We start from the raw sequence: 20,500 nt of genomic DNA, 5'->3' as shown, positions 1-20,500 counted from the left end.
TCGAGCGGGTTCACCCGCGAATACGGTGGTACCGGCATCGCACAATGCTGGCAGAAACTGGCCAGCAGGCCCGGCCCTTTCGCGGGTGAACCCGCTCCTACAACGGGCGAGGGTGGCCGGCAGGCCTGCGGAGGTGGGGCGGCACAATTCATCGAGCGGGTTCACCCGCGAATACGGTGGTACCGGCAACGCATAATGCCCGGCAGAATTCGGCCAGCAGGCCCGGCCCTTTCGCGGGTGAACCCGCTCCTACAACGGGCGAGGGTGGCCGGCAGGCCTGCGGGGCTGGGCCGGCATCATCGATCGATGTAGGAGCGGGTTCACCCGCGAATACGGTGGTGCCGGCAACGCACCATGCTGGCAGAAACTGGCCCGCAGGCCCGGCCCTTTCGCGGGTAAACCCGCTCCTACAACGGGCCGGGGTGGCCGGTAGTTCTGCGGGCCCGGGCCGGCATCATCGATCATGTAGGAGCGGGTTTACCCGCGAATACGGTGGTACCGGCGACGCACAATGCCTGGCAGAATTCGGCCAGCAGGCCCGGCCCTTTCGCGGGTGAACCCGCTCCTACGACGGGCGAGGGTGGCCGGCAGTCCTGCGGGGCCGGGCCGGCATCATCGATCGATGTAGGAGCGGGTTCACCCGCGAATACGGTGGTACCGGCGACGCACAATGCCTGGCAGATATCGGCCCGTATGCCCGGCCCTTTCGCGAGGAAAGTCTCAGGCTAGTGCACAGGTCTTGGCAGCAGCGCTGGTTTGCCAGCGAAACGGCCGGTACAGGCAGCAGAAACCTGTCAGGGCCGCTCGGCCGCCGCGCCTGGCTCTGCAAGCGGTTTACCGCGGCCAGTCTCCTGGCGCCACTGCAAGGCGATCAGGATCAGCGTAGGCACGCCCAGCAGGGCGGTAATCAGGAAGAAGTCGTGGTAACCGAACTTCTCCACCATCACCCCCGAGTACCCCCCGATCAACCGCGGCAGCAACAGCATGATCGAGCTGAGCAGCGCGTACTGGGTGGCCGAGAACTTCAGGTTGGTCAGGCTCGACAGGTACGCCACGAACGCAGACGTGGCCATGCCGGAGCTGAAGTTGTCCAGCGAAATGGTGACCACCAGCATTTCCAGGTTAGGCCCCATGTCCGCCAGCATCAGGAACAGGATGTTGGTGCCCGCCGAAGCCGCGCCACCAATGAACAGGATGGGCATGATGCCGAAGCGCACGATCAGCAGCCCGCCGATACCGGCACCGACCAGGGTCATGATCAGGCCGAAGATCTTGCTGACACTGGCGATCTGGTCTTTGGTGAAGCCCATGTCGATATAGAACACGTTGGCCATCACGCCCATGACCGTGTCCGACATGCGGTAGGTGGCGATCAGACCTAGCAATAGCAAAGCCTGCCAGCGGTAGCGGGCAATGAAGTCGTTGACCGGGGTCAGCACCGGGGCCAGGCCACGGCGGCCCAGGCTCGACAGGCACGCCCAGGTCAGCAGCACATAGAGGATCAGGCGCAGGAAGGCGCGGTCTTCGAGCAACAGGTCGAGCGGTGTGGCATCCCCGGAGATGACCGTGGACCAGCCGGTATTGAACATCTGGGTGAAACTGGCGGGCACCGACACCAGCAGGATGATCAGCACGAACACCGAGGCCATCTGGTGCACCAGGCCGTAGCGCGCAGCCGACAGCTGGGTGCGCAGCGGCACCGGCGGTTCGCGCATGACCAGAGTCGTGAACAGCGCAGGCAGCATCATCACCCCGAACATCACGTAGGTGCCGGCCCAGGCTTTATGCAGGTAACTGAAGCCGGTGGACCCGAACCACTCGGCGAAGAACAGCGCGCCGGCGGTGGCGAGCAGGGCGGCGACCCGGTAGCCGGCCATGTAGCTGGCGGCCAGGGCGGCCTGGCGCTGGTCGTCGGCGATTTCCAGGCGGTAGGCATCCACCGCGATGTCCTGGGTGGCCGAGGCAAAGGCCACCAGCACGGCCATGGCGATCAACCAGGACAGATGTTGTTGCGGGTCGCACAGGCTCATGCCGACCAGGCCGATCACCACCAGTGCCTGCGACAGCAGCAGCCACGAGCGCCGGCGCCCCAGGCCGCCGAGCAGTGGCAGGCGCCATTGGTCGAGCAACGGTGACCACACCCACTTGAAGGCGTAGGCCAGGCCGATCAGGCTGGCGTAACCAATGGTTTCGCGGGCCACCCCAGCCTCGCGCAGCCACACCGACAGGGTCGAGAACACCAACATGTAGGGCAGGCCGGCGGCGAAACCGAGCAGCAAAAGTACCAAGGTTGACGGGCTGGCATAGGCAGCGAGCGCAGCGCGCCAGGTTTTACGGGGCATGGGCCAACATCTGCCTCAAGTTTTCGAAAACAAAGCGCGCACTCTAACCGCTGTGCTCTGTCGGGCGCCAGCCATGGCGCGTCATATCCACACGATTGTTGGTCACATTCACGCCTTCTGCACGCAGCCGCGCCCGTTGTTCATCCCCGGCCGGTGTGCCCAGCGCCAGGCTCAGGCGGCCCCCTGCGCCCAGCACCCGATGCCATGGCAGGCGGGTTTGCGCAGGCAGTTGCCCGAGGGTGCGCCCTACCCAGCGGGCTGCGCGGCCAAGCCCGGCCAGCGCTGCGAGCTGGCCATAGCTCACGACTTTGCCCGCCGGTACTTGGCCAAGCACCGAATACAGTGCCGTTCGTCGACCTTCGGCCGATTCCGGCATGTGCTCAGGTCCCCCAGACATGGCGCCCCCCTTGGGCTGTGGATGAAACCAGACAAATGGTCAGGTAAATGCGTATTGAACTCAATGCCAGGCTGCCGGTCTGTGCTTGCTCTGGTCGGCGGTAGCTGGATAATGCCCGGCTTTTTTCTTCGAATCGAACCGTATTACGTCTATGCATTCTAGATCCTTGTTGTGCCTGCTCGCTGCTTCCCTGTGCGCCTCACCGGCGTTGGCCGATACCGTGTGGATGAAGAACGGTGACCGGCTCAGTGGCAAGATCAAAGTCTTCGATGGCGGCAAGCTGCTGCTGGAAACGCCCTACGGCGGCTCCATTGCCCTGGACTGGAAACAGGTGCAGACCCTGGAAAGCGACCAGGAACTGCTGGTCAAGCAGGATGCCTACACGGGCGAGAAGGCCAAGTCGCTGAAGGCCGCTGAACCGGGCAAGGTGACCTTGGCCAACGGCGAGGCACCCAAGACCGTGGAGCTGGCCAGCATCGAGCAGATCATGAAGCCCAAGCCTCTGGTGGAAGACTTCGTGTGGAAAGGCAACGTGGATGTAGCGCTGGACTACAAGCGCGCCGAAAACGATACCGACGACTACGATGTCAGCTTCAAGACCACGGCCCGCCACGGCCGCTGGCGGCACAACGCCGAAGGCGAGTACAACCGCGAAACCAAGGACGACGTCACCACCACCGACAACTGGAGTGCCGAATACGCGCTGGACCGCTTCATCACCGAGAAGTGGTTCTGGCAGGGGCGGGCGGAATACAAGCGTGACCGCATCGAAGACCTTGCCCGCCAGCGCACCGTCGGTACCGGCCCGGGTTACCAGTTCTGGGACAACGAGCTCGGCGCATTCTCGCTGGGGTCGCTGATCAACCGCACCGACTTCGAGTACCAGGACGGCAGCAAGGACAACTTCTATTCCGCTGCCGTGAAGTGGGACTACACCCGTTACCTGATCGGCAAGAACGTGCAGCTGTTTACCAACGGCGAGCTCGCCAAACCGCTGGGTGGGGTGGCCGACTATTCACTGGATGCCGAGGTGGGGCTGCGCTACAAGGTTACCGAATGGGCTTCGCTCAACCTCAAGGCGGAGCGTGACATCATCAGCGGCACGAGTGAAAGCGATCTGGAGAAGACGCGCTATACCGCGGGCTTTGGCGTGACCTGGTAAACCGCCGGGCCGCACCGCGGCCCCATTGGCACCCGGTGTGATAATGCTTATCTTGTCACCCATCCCGTTTGCCACCAGGAGCCGCACCCAGTGAGTACCAACGCCATCCGCCCAGCCCGGGAACTGCTGCTCAAGGAATACCGCGGCGTGCTCTCGACGCATTCCAAGTCGATGCCCGGCTACCCGTTCGGCTCGGTGGTGCCGTACTGCCTGGACGCTCACGGCAACCCGCTGATCCTCATAAGCCGCATTGCCCAGCACACCCACAACCTGCAAAAAGATCCCAAGTGCTCGCTGCTGGTAGGTGAGCGCGAAGCTGAGGATGTGCAGGCGGTGGGGCGCCTTACGGTAATGGCCGAAGCGCACAAGCTGGTCGAGGCAGACGCCATCGAGGCTGCCGCCGAGCGTTACTACCGCTACTTCCCGGACGCTGCCGGCTACCATAAGGCTCACGATTTCGACTTCTGGGTGCTGCAGCCGGTACGCCACCGCTACATCGGCGGCTTCGGCGCGATCCACTGGCTCGACCAGGTCACCCTGGCCAACCCGTTCGCCGGCACGGCCGAGGCCAGCATGGTCGAACACATGAACAGCGACCATGCCAATGCCATAGCCCACTATGTGCAACTGACCGGCCTGCCGGACCATGCCGCAGCGCAAATGGCTGGGGTGGACAGCGAAGGCATGCACCTGCGCATCGGCCAGGGGGTGTACTGGTTACCCTTCCCGCATATTTGCAATACGCCGACACAAGTCCGCGAGGCCTTGGTTTTGCTGGCGCGCGCCGATCAGTGGCCCACGCCTGCAGGGGGCGAGGGTTGAAAAAGCGTGCACTTGCATCCACTTGATGGTCTTAAAGGAAGGTTCTCTTCCGACGAGGAATGCTTTGATGCGTGCTTTTCTACTGTTGCTTCTGCTGTTTCCAGTGCTGGAGCTGTTCGTATTCGTCAAGGTCAGCGCGGCCATCGGTTTCTTCCCGGCGCTGTTGCTGATCATCGCCGGTTCCGCCTTGGGTGTGCTGGTCATGCGTGTGGCTGGCCTGGCCACCGCCCTGCGCGCCCGGGAAAGCCTGCAGCGCGGTGAGTTGCCTGCCGAGGACATGTTCCAGGGCATGATGCTGGCGGTGGGCGGTGGTTTGCTGCTGCTGCCGGGCTTTATCAGCGACGTGCTGGGCCTGCTGTGCCTGCTGCCGTTCACCCGCCATCTGGCCGCGCGCAAGCTGCGCGAACGCGCCGAGGCCCAGGCCATGCGCCAGCGCGCGTTCCAGGACGACCCGTTCCAGGCCCAGCCGCGCGATGGCGGCCACCGGCCGAACGTGATCGAGGGCGAGTACGAGCGCCGCGACAAGTAACCACCGCTTTCCACTACGGGGCCGCATATGCGGCCCCGCGTTTTTTCCGCGAGCTGAAAAATTTTGTAGGGCAAGCCTTGTAATTGGATATGGCGGCCTCATGTATGTGGTCACCGCAAGGTTTCTGGCATTAACGCCAGACATTACTCAGGTGGCTTGCCCTTAGCGGGCTACCTTCCGGCAACGCCGGACAGCCTCAACCCGCCGGTTTCGATACCGGCCGATGAAAACCACAATTTGGGAGAGATCGACAATGAAGCTTCGTCCTCTGCATGACCGCGTAGTCATCCGTCGCAGCGAAGAAGAATCGAAAACCGCTGGCGGTATCGTCCTGCCGGGTTCGGCCGCTGAAAAACCTAACCGCGGCGAAGTCGTTGCTGTTGGCACCGGTCGCGTTCTGGAAAACGGCGAAGTCCGTGCACTGGCCGTCAAGGTCGGTGACAAAGTGGTTTTCGGCCCTTACTCGGGCAGCAACACCGTGAAAGTCGATGGCGAAGACCTGCTGGTCATGGCCGAGAATGAAATCCTCGCCGTTATCGAAGGCTGATTTCCCCGACTTCCCGTTACTCCAAAGAATTTCCAAGGATTAAACGATCATGGCTGCTAAAGACGTAAAATTCGGCGACTCCGCTCGTAAAAAAATGCTGGTTGGTGTCAACGTTCTGGCTGACGCGGTAAAAGCTACCCTCGGCCCGAAAGGTCGTAACGTGGTTCTGGCCAAGAGCTTCGGCGCGCCAACCATCACCAAGGACGGCGTTTCCGTCGCCAAAGAAATCGAGCTGAAAGACGCTTTCGAAAACATGGGCGCCCAGCTGGTCAAGGAAGTCGCTTCCAAGGCCAACGACGCCGCCGGTGACGGCACAACCACCGCCACCGTTCTGGCCCAGGCCATCGTCAACGAGGGCCTGAAAGCCGTCGCTGCCGGCATGAACCCGATGGACCTGAAGCGCGGTATCGACAAGGCCACTGCTGCCGTTGTCGCCGAGCTGAAGAACCTGTCCAAGCCATGCGCCGATTCCAAGGCCATCGCTCAGGTCGGTACCATCTCCGCCAACTCCGACAGCTCCATCGGTGAAATCATCGCCGAAGCCATGGAAAAAGTCGGTAAAGAAGGCGTGATCACCGTTGAAGAAGGCTCGGGCCTGGAAAACGAACTGTCCGTCGTAGAAGGCATGCAGTTCGACCGCGGCTACCTGTCGCCTTACTTCGTCAACAAGCCAGACACCATGGTTGCCGAGCTGGAAAGCCCGCTGCTGCTGCTGGTCGACAAGAAAATCTCCAACATCCGCGAGCTGCTGCCAGTGCTGGAAGCCGTTGCCAAGGCCGGCCGCCCACTGCTGATCGTGGCTGAAGACGTCGAAGGCGAAGCGCTGGCTACCCTGGTAGTCAACAACATGCGCGGCATCGTCAAGGTTGCAGCGGTCAAGGCACCTGGCTTCGGCGACCGCCGCAAGGCCATGCTGCAGGACATCGCCGTTCTGACCGGTGGCCAGGTCATCTCCGAAGAAATCGGCCTGTCGCTGGAAACCGCTACCCTGGAGCACCTGGGTAACGCCAAGCGCGTGATCCTGTCCAAGGAAAACACCACCATCATCGATGGTGCTGGCGCTGACACCGAGATCGAAGCACGCGTCAAGCAGATCCGTGCCCAGATCGAAGAAACTTCTTCGGACTACGACCGTGAGAAGCTGCAAGAGCGTCTGGCCAAGCTGGCCGGCGGTGTTGCCGTGATCAAGGTCGGTGCTGGTACCGAAGTTGAAATGAAAGAGAAGAAAGCCCGCGTTGAAGACGCCCTGCACGCTACCCGTGCAGCCGTTGAAGAAGGCGTGGTGCCTGGCGGTGGTGTTGCCCTGGTTCGCGCCCTGGCAGCCATTATCGACCTCAAAGGCGACAACGAAGACCAGAACGTCGGTATCGCCCTGCTGCGCCGCGCTGTCGAAGCGCCGCTGCGCCAGATCACTGCCAACGCCGGCGACGAGCCAAGCGTTGTCGCTGACAAGGTCAAGCAAGGTTCGGGTAACTTCGGTTACAACGCTGCCTCCGGCGAGTACGGCGACATGATCGAGATGGGTATCCTGGACCCAGCCAAGGTCACCCGTTCGGCGCTGCAAGCTGCTGCTTCGATCGGCGGTCTGATGATCACCACCGAAGCCATGGTTGCCGACCTGCCAGAAGACAAGCCAGCTGCTGGCATGCCTGACATGGGCGGCATGGGTGGCATGGGCGGCATGATGTAAGCCAGTCTTACCCCCTGCACCAAGAAAAAGCCCCGGTTCGTGAGAACCGGGGCTTTTTTTATTCTCCTGTGGGCGCCATTGGGCCGCTAAGCGGCCCCGGCTTCAGGCAACGCTGTTTTTGACCGCGGGCACTTCTACCATGCCCCGGCGATACAGCACCAGATAATACGACCCCAACCCGATCAACCAGCAGAACACCGCCGTCCACACGTTGTGCGACAGGAAGTGCGCCCCTTGCAGCATGCGCCCAACGCCAAGCAGCGAACCTGCCAGCAAGGCCACCACGAATGCCGCCCGCGCCAGGCGCGGCTTGCGGTCACGCAACATGAAGAACAGGCCGAACAGGCAGAACCCGGTCGCGGCATGCCCGCCCGGCCAGCACAGCCCGGGCTTGTCGGTGGCCGGCCGTGGTTGCAGCAGCTTGCTGTAGGTTTCGGTACCGCCAAACTGGGTGAGGCTCCAGGGGCACTGCACCTGCGTCACCTTCTTCAGGGGCGTGACAAACGCGGTGGACAAACCCAGCGCCAACACCAGGCAGCCCAGCTCGCGGCGCCAGCCGAACAGGCGCTTGACGAAAAAGCTGGCGGCGAAGGTCAGCAGCGCTATCAGCCCCAGCAGGATCACCCCCTGTTTGACCCGGTCATGCAGGATGTTTTCCAGCCAATAACTGTGGCGGCCAATGAACTGCCCGGCTACAGGGTCGAAGAACAGCTTGGCGAGGTCCATGTCGATTGACGTCAGCTCCAGCAGAATCAGGGCCAACGCGGTCGCCAACGGAATACCCAGGTACAGCCAGTAATTGATCGGGCGAGGGCGGGTTGCTTGCTGCATGGCGGCTCCAGGGCGGAAAAAAGATCGGCCATTGTCGTCGGCCCGCTATCCTGTGTCCGTGAAGGATCAGTGAAAAAACCGTCAAGTGCGGTGAATTTTTCCGGGGGCTGGCACCCTGCAGGCATAGGCCGTAAGCTGCGCCTGCCGCGCACCACAGCGAGAAGCGCCGCACAGGAGAAACCGATGCGCATTCTTTTGGTTGAAGACAACCGCGATATCCTGGCCAACCTGGCCGATTACCTGGGCATGAAGGGCTATACCGTCGACTGCGCCCAGGATGGCCTGTCCGGGCTGCACCTGGCTGCCACCGAGCACTATGACCTGATCGTGCTCGACATCATGTTGCCCGGTATCGATGGCTACACGCTGTGCAAGCGCCTGCGCGAAGACGCCCGCCGCGACACGCCGGTGATCATGCTTACCGCTCGCGACCAGTTGGACGACCGCCTGCAAGGCTTCCGTTCCGGGGCCGACGACTACCTGCTCAAGCCTTTCGCCCTGTCCGAGCTGGCGGCACGCATCGAAGCCGTGCTGCGCCGGGCCCAGGGCGGCGGGCGGCGCAGCCTGCAGGTGGCTGATCTGAGCTATGACCTCGACACCCTGGAGGTCACCCGCCAGGGCCGCATGCTCAAGCTCAACCCTGTCGGCCTCAAGCTGTTGGCCGTGTTGATGCAGAAGAGCCCTCATGTACTGCGCCGCGAAGTGCTGGAAGAAGCCCTGTGGGGGGACGACTGCCCCGACAGTGACAGCCTGCGCAGCCATGTGCACCAACTGCGCCAGGTGATCGACAAACCGTTCGAAAAACCGCTGCTGCATACCGTCCATGGCGTCGGCTATCGCCTCGCCGAGGGTCGTGATGGAGTTTAAGCAAAGCCTTGCCCAGCGCATCATCATCGCCTTTGCCCTGATGAGCGCGCTGGTGGCCGGGGCCTTCGCCTTCGGTATCGTCGGCACCGTGCACTTGGTCGAAGAGCGGCTGATTTCATCGGTACTGGGCGGTGACTTGCAGCGCCTGCTGCGCATGGACAGCGTCAGCGACTGGAGCCACCGCCCGCGCCCCGACCAGTTGTTCTACTTCAGCGGTGGGCGGGACGACTTCGAGCTGCCCAAAGACCTGCGCCACCTGGACCGTGGCTTCCACGAAGTATTCCGCGACCAGCTTTCCTACCACGCGATGGTCGAGATCGTCGATGGCCGCCGCTATGTATTGCTGCAGGACCAAAGCGACTTCGAGGAGCGCGAGCGTGTGCTGTTCGCGGTGGTGCTGGTGGGCTTCGTGCTCAGCCTGGTGCTGGCGGTGATCCTGGGCTGGCTGGTGGCGCGGCGGGTGATGGCACCGGTGATCCGCCTGGCGCGGCAAGTTCGCCACCGTGACCAGCTGCTGGGCCTGGCGCCGCCGTTGGCGCCGGACTACGCGGCGGACGAAGTCGGCCAGCTGGCGGTGGCGTTCGATGACACGCTGGGCCGCCTGCGCGATGCGCTGACCCGTGAACGGCTGTTCACCAGTGACGTCAGCCATGAGTTGCGCACCCCATTGATGGTGCTGGCCACGTCCTGCGAGCTGCTGCAGGAAAACCCCAACCTCGACACCCGCGCGCGCAGCCAGGTGGAGCGCGTGGCGCGGGCAACCGAAGAGATGCGCGAGCTGGTCAAGACCTTCCTGATGCTGGCCAGGGCGCAACGTGATGAAGGCGCAGTGGCCTCCCGGGCGACCCTGCGCGAAGTGGCCAACGAGCTGATCGGGGTGTGGCGCGACACCATCGAACAGAAGGGCCTGACCCTGTATTTCGATGGCCAGGCCAGTGCCAGCTCAGTGCTGTACAACGCGACCTTCCTGCAGTCGGTGATGGGCAACCTGCTGCGCAATGCGGCGCACTACACCGATGCCGGCTACATCCGCCTGAGCCTGGAAAGCAATGGCTTCAGCGTGGAAGACAGTGGCGTGGGCATACCGGAAGAACAGCGCGAAGCCATGTTCAAGCCGTTCGTGCGCGGTGACGAGCGGCGCGGCGAGGGCCTTGGGCTGGGCTTGTCGCTGGTGCAGCGCATCTGTGACGACCAGGGCTGGCGGGTGACCTTGACCTCTTCTGTACCCCATGGCTGCCGTTTCCATGTCGACTTGAGCAATACGCGAATGAAAGAAGAGCCGGACGTCGTGGCTGGGTAATGCGTTGTTACACGTGTTACCGTGGCCAACACTTTTTTCACATCAGCATGACCTGATTCCTACGCGCATTTACCTAATGTGAGCGCAATGGAATCAGGAGATGCTCAATGCGTAGCCCTATCAAGCTTGAATTTTCCGAGAAGTACGACAAAGACCATGCCCGAGAGTACTTTCTCAAGCACCAGGATGGCTTGGCCCGCCGGCTGTCTCACAAGCGAGATGAACAACTGGCCCGCCGCGCACTGGCGCTGGCGGGTGAGCCTGGCCTGGTCCTGGACTTGCCCTGCGGCGCTGGTCGTTTCTGGCCGCTGCTGGCAGAAAAGAACAACCGCGTCATCATCGGTGCCGATAATTCCGAGGCGATGATCGAGACCGCCTGTGCTGCGCAACCGCCAGAAGTGGTCGCGCGGGTACGGCCTTTGCAGACATCGGCATTCGACATCGACTTGCCCGACAACTCCGTCGACAGCATTTTTTGCATGCGGCTGTTTCACCATATTGGCGAGGCAGCCCACAGAAAGAAGATTCTTTCTGAATTTCAACGAGTTAGCCGTGATAGTGTGATCTTGTCACTGTGGGTGGACGGCAACTTCAAGGCTTGGCGGCGCAGGAAACTGGAACAGCGCCGCAGCACCAAAGCCGAGCAGAACCATTACCAGAACCGGTTTGTGTTACCGGCCGACACGGTCGAAGAAGAATTCCGCGCCGCCGGTTTCAGGATCCAGGAACGCCTCGACTTCCTGCCGTTCTATGCCATGTGGCGGGTTTATGTATTGCGTAAGGGGTAGTGTTTGATGGCTGTAGCCCAGAATGGGGAGTCGCGCTTCGATTTTTACTGGCGCCAGCAAGGCGAGTGGGTAGAGGAGCCTAACCAGCGCCGGGGTGGCGAAAGTGGTGTGCAACGGCTCAACGATGCCAACGGCAAACTGCTGTATGCAAAGCGTCAGGTCGGGCATATTTATCGCAGCCTGTTGCACCCCTTCGGCCGGCCAACCGTGCTGCGTGAACTCGATGCGCTGAACAGCTTCGAGCAACTGGGGGTGCGTGTACCGCGCCTGGTGTTCTGTGGTGCCCAGCGCGATGCCGACCACCAGTGGCGGGCGCTGCTGGTCAGCGAAGCACTGGACGGATTTGTGGAGCTGGACACCTGGCATGCCCAAGGTGCCCGAGACCGTTACCCACAGGTGGTCCACGAGCGCATGCTCAAGGACCTTGCCGAAAACCTGGCGCGCATGCACCTGGGCCATTGGCAGCACGGCTGCCTGTACGGCAAGCATGTGTTCGTCAAGGTGCTGGGCGAGGGCGAGCAAGCCCGTGTCGAAGTGGCGCTGCTCGACCTCGAGAAGTGTCGGCGACGTTTCAGTTGCCAGCGCGCGGCGGGTAACGACCTGCGCCAATTGCGCCGCCATTCGTCGCTCAACGAGGCGGAATGGCAGACGCTACTCTACTTTTACAAGGTGGCGTTTGGCAGCGCTGTCAAAGGGTTAGGGTAATGAAACTAGAAATAGCTCGAGCTTTGTTCCTGGTAGCGGGCCTGGCGGTGACCACTGTAGCGGTGGCTGCCTGGGAAGAGCCGAGGCCGACGGTATTCAGCAAGGCTGAGATGGCCGCCCAGTGCGCACTGCCGCGGGACGTGAAACCGCAGCAGAAGGCCAGGGTAGAGCCGGATCAGGATCTGTTGCTGTTGCTGTTTGGCCTGCGCCAAGGGTTGCGGCCATTTGGTTGAAACCGGTGTAGCTGTACATGCCAGAGGCCTCGCAAGCGCGAGGCCTCTGGCGTTTCTGCAGGTGGCCCTCGGTGGGCGGGTTTCAGGCGGCAGCAGGTTCCTTGGCCACCGTCTTGTGCGCCAGCAGGGTGTAGATACAAGGCAGTACGAACAGGGTGAACAACGTGCCGATCGACATGCCGGTCGCGATCACGGCACCGATGTCGAAGCGGCTTACCGCCCCGGCCCCGGTCGCGAGGATCAGCGGCACCATGCCGAACACCATTGCCGCTGTGGTCATCAGCACCGGCCGCAGGCGAATCGCCGCTGCTTCTTCGATTGCCTCGCGCGCGCCCAGGCCAAGCTCATCACGTAACTGGTTGGCGAACTCGACGATCAGGATGCCGTGTTTGCTGATCAGCCCGATCAATGTCACCAGCCCGACCTGGGTGTAGATGTTCATGCTCGACAGGCCCAGGAACAGTGGCAACAGCGCCCCGCAGATCGACAACGGTACCGTAACCAGAATCACCAGCGGATCCCGGAAACTTTCGAACTGGGCCGCCAGGACCAGGAAGATGATCGCCAGCGCCAGGCCAAAAGTCACCCACAGTGCGCTGCCTTCCTGCACGTACTGGCGGGCCACGCCGGCATAGTCGAAGGCGAAACCTTCCGGCGCCTCTTCGCGGGCGATGTCCTGCACGGTCTTCAGCGCTTCGCCCAGGCTGACCATCGGTACGCCTTGAATGATGGCCGAGTTCAACTGCTGGAACTGGTTGAGCTGCCGCGGGCGAGCGCGGTCGGTGAGGGTGACCAGGGTCGCCAGCGGCAGCAGCTTGCCCTGGTCGTTCTTCACGTAGTAGTTGTTCAGCCAGCCGGGGTTGTCGCGGTATGCGCGCTCGGCTTGGGCAATGACCTTGTAGCTGCGCCCGTCGAGGGTGAAACGGTTGATTTCGGCTTCACCCAGCAAGGTGGCCAGGGTACTGCCGAGGACGTCCATCGATACCCCCATTTGCGCCGCCTTGGCCCGGTCGATATCGACCACTACCTCGGGTTTGTCAAAGGCCAGGTCTATGTCGAGGAAGGCGAACTTGCCCGATGCCTGGGCCCGAGCCTTGATGCGTTGGGCCACTTCCAGCAGTGCCGGGTAGTCGCCTGCGGTGTTGATCACGAACTGGAACGGCAGGCCTTCTCCGGTGCCGGGCAGCGACGGCAGGTTGAAGCCAAAGATCTGCAGGCCGGCGACCTCTTCCAGCTTGGCCTGTACCAGTGGCAGCAGCTCCATTTGCGTACGCTCGCGCTCGTTCCAGGGCTTGAGCAAGAAGCCACCGATGCCGCTTTGCACACCATTGAAACCGTTGATCTGGAACGACGAATAGTATTCGGGGAAGGTCTTGAACAGTGGGGTGAACTGGTTGGTGTAGGCGTTGAGGTAGTCTAGGTTGGCTGGCTGCGGGGAACTGCTGATCATGAAGATCACCCCCTGGTCCTCGTTGGGGGCCAGTTCGTTCTGGGTGAACTTCAGCAGTAGCGGAATCAGGCACAGGATGATCACGGCAAACACCAGTACCACCGGCCGGGTGTCGAGCGTACCGTGCAGCAGGCGCTGGTAGCGTACCTTCAGGCGCGCGAACTGCCGATCGAGCCAGTGGGCCAGGCCGCTGGAATTCTGCTCGCGGCGCAGCAGCAGGGCGCACATCATCGGTGACAGGGTCAGGGCGACGATACCGGAAATGACGACTGCGCCGGCCAGGGTCAGGGCGAACTCCTTGAACAGTGCCCCGGTGAGCCCGCTGAGAAAGCCGATGGGCGCATACACCGCTGCCAGGGTGATGGTCATCGACACCACAGGCATGGCGATCTCGCGCGCGCCTTCCAGGGCTGCATCGAACGGCGACTGGCCTTCTTCGATATGCCGGTGAATGTTTTCCACCACCACGATCGCATCGTCCACCACCAGCCCGATGGCCAGGACCATGGCCAGCAGGGTCAGTAAGTTCAGCGAGTAGCCCATCATCTGCATGAAGAACAACACGCCAATCATCGACAGCGGAATGGTCACCACAGGGATCAGCACCGAGCGCAGGGCGCCAAGGAACAGGAACACCACTAGGATGACGATCAGCACCGCTTCGCCGAGGGTCTTGATCACTTCGTCGATGGAGGCCTGGATGAACAGCGTGGCGTCGTAGGCGATCGACACCTTCAGCGCCGAGGGCAACTGGCTTTCCAGGTCGGGCATGACCCGCCGTACTTCCTTGATCACCTCCAGCGGGTTGGCGGCGGGCGTGGCCTTGATGCCGATGTACACCGAGGGCGTGCCGTCGAATGAGCTGACGGTGTCGTAGTTCTCCGCCCCCATCTCCACCCGCGCCACGTCACCCAGCAGTACGCGGCTGTCGCCACTGGTCTTGACCGGGAGGGCGGCGAACGCCTCGGCTGACTTCAGCTCGGTGCTGGCGTTGATGCTGGTAACCACGTATTCGCCTTTGACTTCGCCGGCAGCAGACAGGAAGTTGTAGCGGCGCACGGCGTCGGTCACGTCGCTGGCCGCCAGGCCGAAACCGGCCAGTTTCACCGGGTCCAGCCACAGACGCATGGCAAATACCTGGTTACCGAGGATTTCTGCCTCGGCCATGCCGGGTAGCGTGGCCAGCTTGGGCTGGATCACCCGTGACAGGTAGTCGGTGATTTGCGGGTTGCTCATCTGTTCGCTGTAGAAGCTGATGTACATCAGCGCCGAAGCATCGGCGGCTTCCTTGCTAAGTACCGGGTCTTCGGCGTTCTGCGGCAGCTTGTTGCGCACTTCGTTGGCCTTGGCCAGCAGTTCGGTGAACAGCCTGTCGCTGTCGGCACCGATGCGCGCGTAGATGGATATGACGGAAAAATTCTGCCGGCTCACCGAGGTCATGTAGTCGATACCTTCGGCGCTGGCCAGGCTTTGCTGCAGCGGCTGGGTGATGTAGCCCTGGATGGTTTCGGCGTTGGCCCCGGGGTAGGCCGTGGTGACGGTGATCAGGGCGTTTTCCATGCGCGGGTACTGGCGGATCTGCAGCGTGTGCCAGGCCTGGATACCCAGCAACAGGATCAGCAGGCTGACTACGCTGGCCAGCACCGGGCGACGGATGAACGGGTCGGTGAACGCCATGCCAGCCTCCAGTCAGTCCTTGGTCGCGGCGCCCGGGGCGGGCTTGACGGCCTGGTCCTGGCCGATTCGGATTGCGGCGCCGGGGGTCAGCTTCAGCTGCCCGGCAGTGACTACCTGTTCCCCGGCCTGCAACCCTTTGCTGACCACCACCACGCCGTCACGGCGCTCGCCGGTCTGCACCGTGCGCTGTTCGGCGACCCATTGGGGGTGGCCCTGTTCATCGTGCTGCGGCTTGCCGTGCTGGTCCTTTTTCGCGGTGGCGACATATACCGAGTTGCCGTACAGGGTGTAGGTAATGGCACTTTCCGGCACCACCACCTGCAACTGCGGATCGGGCAGCAGTACCTGCAGGCTGGCGAACATGCCCGGCAGCAATTTGCCGTCGGGGTTGGCCAGGGTCGCGCGCACCAGCAGGTTTCGCGTGGTTTCATCGACCTTGGGGTTGATGGCGCTGAGGCTGGCGGGGAAGGTCTGGTCCGGGTAGGCAGCCACTTGCACCAGCACCTGTTGGCCGAGGCTCAGCCGGGGCAAGGCCTGTTCCGGCACGTTGAAGTCGACGTATAGGCCGGAGGTGTTCTGCAGGGTCGCGATGACGGTGCCTGGCGCCAGATAATCGCCGACATCCACCTGGCGGATGCCCAGGGTGCCACTGAAGGGCGCGCTGATGCTTTTCTTGTTCTTCGAAGCCTTGAGCTGCTCGACCACCGCCTGGTTGCGCTGGTACTGGGCATTGAGGCGGTCGTATTCGCCACGGGAGATCGCCGAGTCACCCACCAGTTGCCGCCCGCGGCCGAAGTCGACCTTGGCCAGGCCCAGGTCGGCCACGGCGGTGCCGAGCAATGCGGTTTCCTGGTCATCGTTGAGCCGCAGCAGCAGCTGCCCGGCCTTGACCGTTTGCCCAGAGTCGAAATACAGGGCCTTGACGATGCCTTCGACCTCCAGGCTCAGCTCGACACCCTGCAGCGCCTTGAGGCTGCCGACCGCGGGCAGGCGCTGTTGCCACTGGCGTTGTTCGGCCAAGGCTGCCGCCACGGTGATAGGCGGCTTGGGGGCAGTGAACATCTGGATCTGCTGGTAGATCGAGAAAGCCTTGTAGCCCCCCAGGGCCAGCACGATCAGCAGAACCACGGCCAACATGATGAGCATGCGGCGGCGCAGCATAGGTCCGGTTCCTTGGATGCGGTTGTTATTCGTTCTGGCACGACAACGGGCGATCCTGCCCACGTGTGGATGGGGGAAGTATTGACTGTTTTTTGTCTGAAGGGGAGTAAATTGTCTGCACCGGCCCTATCGCCGGCAAGCCGGCGCCCACAGGGATCGCCGCAGCACCTTCAGCGCCTGTGAGATCGAGCGCCGCCCGCGCGGCGCTCGATCTCACAGGCGCTGCATATCTTGTGACAAACACCTATCAGCCCTGATGCGATCCCTGTGGGAGCTGGCTTGCCGGCGATAGGGCCGGTGAAGGCCACGGATCAATCAGACCAGATGCAGGTGGTTGTCCCAGAACCCGGACGGCAGGCTCATCGGTTGCCCGACCAGTTGTGCCTTGGTGCAATCGTAGAAGCGGCAGCGGCCCTGCCCGGAGGTCACGACAAACCCGTCCTTGACCGCACCGACCCCGGCACAGTCGGGCATAGGGGCGTCGAGCCGCACAGCGCCGCTGTCCAGGTCCCAGATGAACAGGCGGTTGGCCCGTGGCGCGGTCAGCGCCACCAGCCGCAGCTCGCTGTGGATAGCCACACTGGCGGTGTACTGGGCCATGGCCTGCAGTTGCTGCTCGGGCACCGGAAAGGCCTTGAACGGCTCGCCCGGGCGCTTGATGGCCAGCAACTCGGCAGTTTCATCGGCGTCGCCCATGAACTGCTGGCAGGCGGCAATGGTGCCATCGCTGCCCACTGCCAGGTGGCGCACGCTGTTCATTTGCTGGGCGAGGGTTTCCTTGCTCAACAAGGTGCCGTCACGCTGCATCAGCACCAGGCTCGGCTCCATGGCATCGAGGTTCATCTCGACCCGGCTTTCGGCCTCGGTGCGGATCCCGCCGTTGGCCACCACCAGGGTTTCGCCGTCGGCTAGCCAGGCCACCTCGTGCGGGCCAATGCCGTGGGTGGGGAGCTCGCCGGTGTGTACCAGGCGCGCACCTTCGAAGCGGTACACGCCGAGCACGCCCCGCCCCGGGTCGCGGGTGTCGTTCTCGGTGGCGTACAGCCATTCGCCGCTTTTGTGCACCACCGCATGGCCGTAGAAGTGCCGGTCCGCTTGCGAAACCACCGTTTGCAGCAAGCGCCCGTCGCGCAAGTCGACCAGGTAGCTTTCGGTACCGGGGCGGCGGGCGACGAACAGGGCGATCGGCTGTTCAGGGTGATGGATGATGGCATGGCAACGCTGGGCAACCTGGGTGCTGAACACCTGGGTGCCGTCCAGGCGGAACCCCACGGCATAGTGCTTGCCGTCGCCGTCGTCACGCGCCGAGAGCAGCAAGGGTTCGCTGCCTTTGTTGCGGAACAGGCTCCAGCCACCCAGGGTAAGGGCGCTGAGCAGTACGCTACCGAGTTTGATTGCCTGGCGTCGCAGCATGATCAGTCACCGTCGTTGGCATTGAAGCCCAGCTGGATGTTCAACGCCTTGGCCAGGTCGCCTTCGTGCAGGCGGTGGACCACGTTGAGGCTGTCATAGAGCTGGTTGAGGGTTTGTTGGCCGGCGTCGTCGGCCAGCAACTCGCCCAGGGTCTTCTGATTGTCGGCCAGCAGTTTGAGCGAGGTAGCGTAGGCGGCGTCGATCTTGTCTGCCAACGCTTTCTGATCGCTGGGCAGCAGGCCGCGCAAACCCTGGTTGTCGACGCCGACCCACACGGTCTGGGCAGCCTTGAGGGTGGCTTCCAGGCTTTTCAGCGAGCTGTGGCTGCGCCAGGCCTCGGCCTGCAGCGGCTGCGCGATGCCCTTGCTTTGGCGGCCCATGGGGGCGCCGAGTTTTTTCTTCAGCGTATCCAGCGCGGTCACCTGTGAGCGCAGCAGGTCGGCAATGGCCTCGTGGGAATCGGCGTAGCGCTGGTTGGGGAACTTGGTCATCTGCGAGAGCATGCCGTCGGTGCTGTTCCAGCTCTTGAGGATGTCCTCGGCCAACAGCTTCTGGTGCTCGCTGATGGCGACCAGCAGCGGGCAATAACGGGCCTTCTGTTCGGCTGTGGCGATGTCCGGCTTGCTGTCGAACAGAATGTATTCATAGGCCGACAGCCCACGCACCACCACGCTGGCCTTGCCCAGGGCGGCCACATCGACTGGCTTGTCGCCGTTGACCAATTGCTCTACCTGGCGGCCGACCAGGTTTTTCTTGTCGGGCCAGAACTGCACCTGCCAGGCGCGGTTGCCTTCGGCCAGAGGGCCCACCAGCAGCGGTTGCAGTTCAGCCCAGGCTTTTTGTGCGTTGAGGAAGTCGGCACGGGCCTTTTCCAGGTCTTCCTTGCCTTCGCAGTAGGCCAAGGCGCTGGCGGCCAGGGTACGGTCGGCTTCGACCCAGCGGCTGTAGGTGGGCAGGATCACCTGTTTGGCGATGGCGGCGGAGGTCACTGCTTGCGGGTCCTGCGGCGAGCAGGCGCCGAGGGCGAGTGCGGCGAGGCTGGTGAACAACAATTTGGGTCGGAACATGCCGGCTCCTTTGCGCGTTTAAAGGGAATTCAGGAACGCCAGCAGCGCGGCGCGCTGCTCGGCATTGAACGTGAGAACGAAATTGCGTGCCGCTTCGGCTTCGCCACCATGCCAAAGCACGGCTTCGAGCAGGTTGCGCGCACGGCCATCGTGCAGGAACTGGCTGTGGCCACTGACCGTTTCGCTCAGGCCGATGCCCCACAGCGGCGCGGTACGCCAGTCCTGGCCGTTGGCGGCGAATTCGGTGCGCTCGTCGGCCAGGCCCGGCCCCATGTCGTGCAGCAGCAGGTCGCTGTAGGGGCGGATGACCTGGTCGGCCAGCTCTGGCTCGGTTGCATCGGCGGCGGTGGTGAACTGCGGTGTATGGCAACCCTGGCAGCCGGCCTGGTAGAACAGGTTCTTGCCCGCCAGCACCTGTGGCGCGCCCACGTCGCGGCGTGCCGGCACGGCCAGGTTGCGGGTATAGAAGGTGACCAGGCGCAGAATGTTGTCGCTGACTTCCTTCTCGCCATCGGCGCCATCGCCATTGGGCGCAGCCAGGCACGCGGCTTGTGCCGCCGTGCAGTCGTCCTTGGGTTGCAGGGTACTGGTCAGGCCCATGTCGCCGGCGAAGGCATGCACGTTCTGCTGGTTGACGTTGGGTTGGCCGGCCTTCCAGCCGAAGCGCCCGACCACGGTCTTGCCCTGGGCGTCATCCCATACCCGGTTGGCCCGCCCGCGAATGCCGTCGTGGTTACGGTCGTCGGGGTCTTCGTTGGCCAGCAGGGCGGCTTCGGGGATGGCTTCGAGCAGGCCCAGGCCGATCATCGGCGGGGCCACCCGTGCGGAAAACCGGGTGTCGGGGTGCATCACGCCGTAGCCCAACTGAGTGATCTGCAGGCTTGGCTTGCGCAGTTGCACCTGATGGCCATCCTCGAACGTCACCGTGTGCTGGGCATAGCTCACCCGCACCTTGCCTTCCGGGGCCACGCCGGGGATGGCCATGTCTTGCAACTGGGTGCCATAGACCGGTTCCGGCACCACGCCGACGCGCTCGATCACCTTGGCCAGGTAGGGTTGGTCGGGGATAGACAGGCGCACCAGCATGCCGACGGCGTTGCTGTCATTGGCGGCTGGGGGATGACCACGGCCGTCGCGCACATGGCAGTTCTGGCAGGCATTGGTGTTGAACAGCGGGCCCAGGCCATCGCGTGCAGTCGTGGTGGAGGGGGCGATCACCCAGGGGCTGCGGAAGAAGCTGTTGCCTACGGCGAAGTCCAGCCGCCGCTCCGGTGAAAGGTTGGCCGAGGGCTGGGCGTAGGCGTTGCGGTCACTGCGCTGTACGGTGGCCAGGCCAGCCGACAAGGCTTCGCCGGGCTCGGCCTGGGTGAAGCGCGGGGCGTCGTCACAGGCAGCGAGGGCAAAGGCCAGCAGCAGGGGGCTGAGTCGAAACAGCGACAAGGACATCGAGAATCCTGGGCTTGGGCAAAAAACCGGCGTGCAAGCTTAGCAGGCCCAGGATCATTGAATAAGAGCAATT

18 protein-coding genes are annotated in these 20,500 nt (G+C 63.0%); 10 read left to right on the top strand and 8 right to left on the bottom strand.

What is annotated here, in order from left to right; all coding sequences use genetic code 11:
- Nucleotides 1–794 precede the first annotated feature (794 nt).
- Together K4A76_RS18775 and K4A76_RS18770 are read right to left on the bottom strand one after the other, a co-directional pair.
- Nucleotides 795–2,342: an AmpG family muropeptide MFS transporter gene (locus K4A76_RS18775; RefSeq protein WP_274410913.1), complete on the bottom strand. Its 1,548-nt coding sequence runs from the start codon at nt 2,340–2,342 to the stop codon at nt 795–797.
- A gap of 43 nt (nt 2,343–2,385) precedes the next feature.
- On the bottom strand, nt 2,386–2,739 hold the full coding sequence (locus tag K4A76_RS18770) for an MGMT family protein (protein ID WP_033690708.1): 354 nt from the start codon (nt 2,737–2,739) through the stop codon (nt 2,386–2,388).
- Between the two features lie 151 nt (nt 2,740–2,890).
- Here K4A76_RS18770 and K4A76_RS18765 point away from each other — a divergent pair, with 151 nt between their 5' ends.
- From K4A76_RS18765 to groL, 5 genes are all read left to right on the top strand, one after another.
- Nucleotides 2,891–3,901 (top strand): DUF481 domain-containing protein, encoded by a 1,011-nt coding sequence (locus K4A76_RS18765; protein WP_029887495.1) that lies wholly within the window; start codon nt 2,891–2,893, stop codon nt 3,899–3,901.
- Nucleotides 3,902–3,991: 90 nt separating this feature from the next.
- Nucleotides 3,992–4,723: a HugZ family pyridoxamine 5'-phosphate oxidase gene (locus tag K4A76_RS18760; RefSeq protein ID WP_110675646.1), complete on the top strand. Its 732-nt coding sequence runs from the start codon at nt 3,992–3,994 to the stop codon at nt 4,721–4,723.
- 67 nt (nt 4,724–4,790) lie between these two features.
- The gene (locus K4A76_RS18755) at nt 4,791–5,252 is read left to right on the top strand and encodes an FxsA family protein (protein ID WP_009684395.1); all 462 of its coding nucleotides are present in this window, start codon (nt 4,791–4,793) and stop codon (nt 5,250–5,252) included.
- Between the two features lie 253 nt (nt 5,253–5,505).
- Nucleotides 5,506–5,799 (top strand): co-chaperone GroES, encoded by a 294-nt coding sequence (locus tag K4A76_RS18750; RefSeq protein ID WP_009684394.1) that lies wholly within the window; start codon nt 5,506–5,508, stop codon nt 5,797–5,799.
- A 49-nt stretch (nt 5,800–5,848) separates the two neighbouring features.
- Complete coding sequence (groL, locus tag K4A76_RS18745) at nt 5,849–7,489, top strand: chaperonin GroEL (RefSeq protein WP_009684393.1); 1,641 nt, start codon at nt 5,849–5,851, stop codon at nt 7,487–7,489.
- 102 nt (nt 7,490–7,591) lie between these two features.
- On the opposite strand, the gene K4A76_RS18740 is transcribed toward groL, so the two are convergent.
- Nucleotides 7,592–8,320 (bottom strand): phosphatase PAP2 family protein, encoded by a 729-nt coding sequence (locus K4A76_RS18740; protein ID WP_009684392.1) that lies wholly within the window; start codon nt 8,318–8,320, stop codon nt 7,592–7,594.
- A 183-nt stretch (nt 8,321–8,503) separates the two neighbouring features.
- Between K4A76_RS18740 and colR the strand changes: the two genes are divergently transcribed.
- The 5 genes from colR to K4A76_RS18715 all read left to right on the top strand — a co-directional run bounded on the left by colR (nt 8,504) and on the right by K4A76_RS18715 (nt 12,213).
- Nucleotides 8,504–9,187: a two-component system response regulator ColR gene (gene colR / locus K4A76_RS18735; RefSeq protein ID WP_009684391.1), complete on the top strand. Its 684-nt coding sequence runs from the start codon at nt 8,504–8,506 to the stop codon at nt 9,185–9,187.
- Nucleotides 9,177–10,487 carry a sensor histidine kinase gene (locus K4A76_RS18730; protein WP_274410911.1) on the top strand — a complete coding sequence of 437 codons (1,311 nt, stop codon included), beginning with the start codon at nt 9,177–9,179 and terminating at the stop codon, nt 10,485–10,487. The genes colR and K4A76_RS18730 overlap by 11 nt, the downstream gene beginning before the upstream one ends.
- A gap of 107 nt (nt 10,488–10,594) precedes the next feature.
- A complete protein-coding gene (locus K4A76_RS18725; protein ID WP_054913949.1) occupies nt 10,595–11,275 on the top strand; it encodes a class I SAM-dependent methyltransferase in 681 nt (226 codons plus the stop codon).
- Between the two features lie 6 nt (nt 11,276–11,281).
- Nucleotides 11,282–11,980, top strand: coding sequence for a lipopolysaccharide kinase InaA family protein (locus K4A76_RS18720; protein ID WP_009684388.1), 699 nt, complete (start codon nt 11,282–11,284; stop codon nt 11,978–11,980).
- Entirely contained in the window at nt 11,980–12,213 is a 234-nt protein-coding gene (locus K4A76_RS18715) for a hypothetical protein (RefSeq protein WP_029887498.1), read from the top strand. The genes K4A76_RS18720 and K4A76_RS18715 overlap by 1 nt, the downstream gene beginning before the upstream one ends.
- 82 nt (nt 12,214–12,295) lie before the next feature.
- On the opposite strand, the gene K4A76_RS18710 is transcribed toward K4A76_RS18715, so the two are convergent.
- The 5 genes from K4A76_RS18710 to K4A76_RS18690 all read right to left on the bottom strand — a co-directional run bounded on the left by K4A76_RS18710 (nt 12,296) and on the right by K4A76_RS18690 (nt 20,427).
- Entirely contained in the window at nt 12,296–15,340 is a 3,045-nt protein-coding gene (locus K4A76_RS18710) for a multidrug efflux RND transporter permease subunit (protein ID WP_274410909.1), read from the bottom strand.
- 12 nt (nt 15,341–15,352) lie between these two features.
- Complete coding sequence (locus K4A76_RS18705; protein WP_274410907.1) at nt 15,353–16,501, bottom strand: efflux RND transporter periplasmic adaptor subunit; 1,149 nt, start codon at nt 16,499–16,501, stop codon at nt 15,353–15,355.
- A gap of 315 nt (nt 16,502–16,816) precedes the next feature.
- Nucleotides 16,817–17,914 (bottom strand): DUF1513 domain-containing protein, encoded by a 1,098-nt coding sequence (locus K4A76_RS18700; protein ID WP_274410906.1) that lies wholly within the window; start codon nt 17,912–17,914, stop codon nt 16,817–16,819.
- 2 nt (nt 17,915–17,916) lie between these two features.
- Nucleotides 17,917–18,981: an imelysin family protein gene (locus tag K4A76_RS18695; protein WP_009686819.1), complete on the bottom strand. Its 1,065-nt coding sequence runs from the start codon at nt 18,979–18,981 to the stop codon at nt 17,917–17,919.
- An 18-nt stretch (nt 18,982–18,999) separates the two neighbouring features.
- Entirely contained in the window at nt 19,000–20,427 is a 1,428-nt protein-coding gene (locus K4A76_RS18690) for a di-heme oxidoreductase family protein (protein ID WP_274410905.1), read from the bottom strand.
- Nucleotides 20,428–20,500: the final 73 nt, after the last annotated feature.

It is taken from the genome of Pseudomonas sp. NEEL19, assembly GCF_028751975.1.
Classification (GTDB): Bacteria; Pseudomonadota; Gammaproteobacteria; order Pseudomonadales; family Pseudomonadaceae; genus Aquipseudomonas; species Aquipseudomonas juntendi.
The sequence above is the reverse complement of the archived record's forward strand: the minus strand, read 5'-3'. Positions and strand labels throughout refer to the sequence as shown.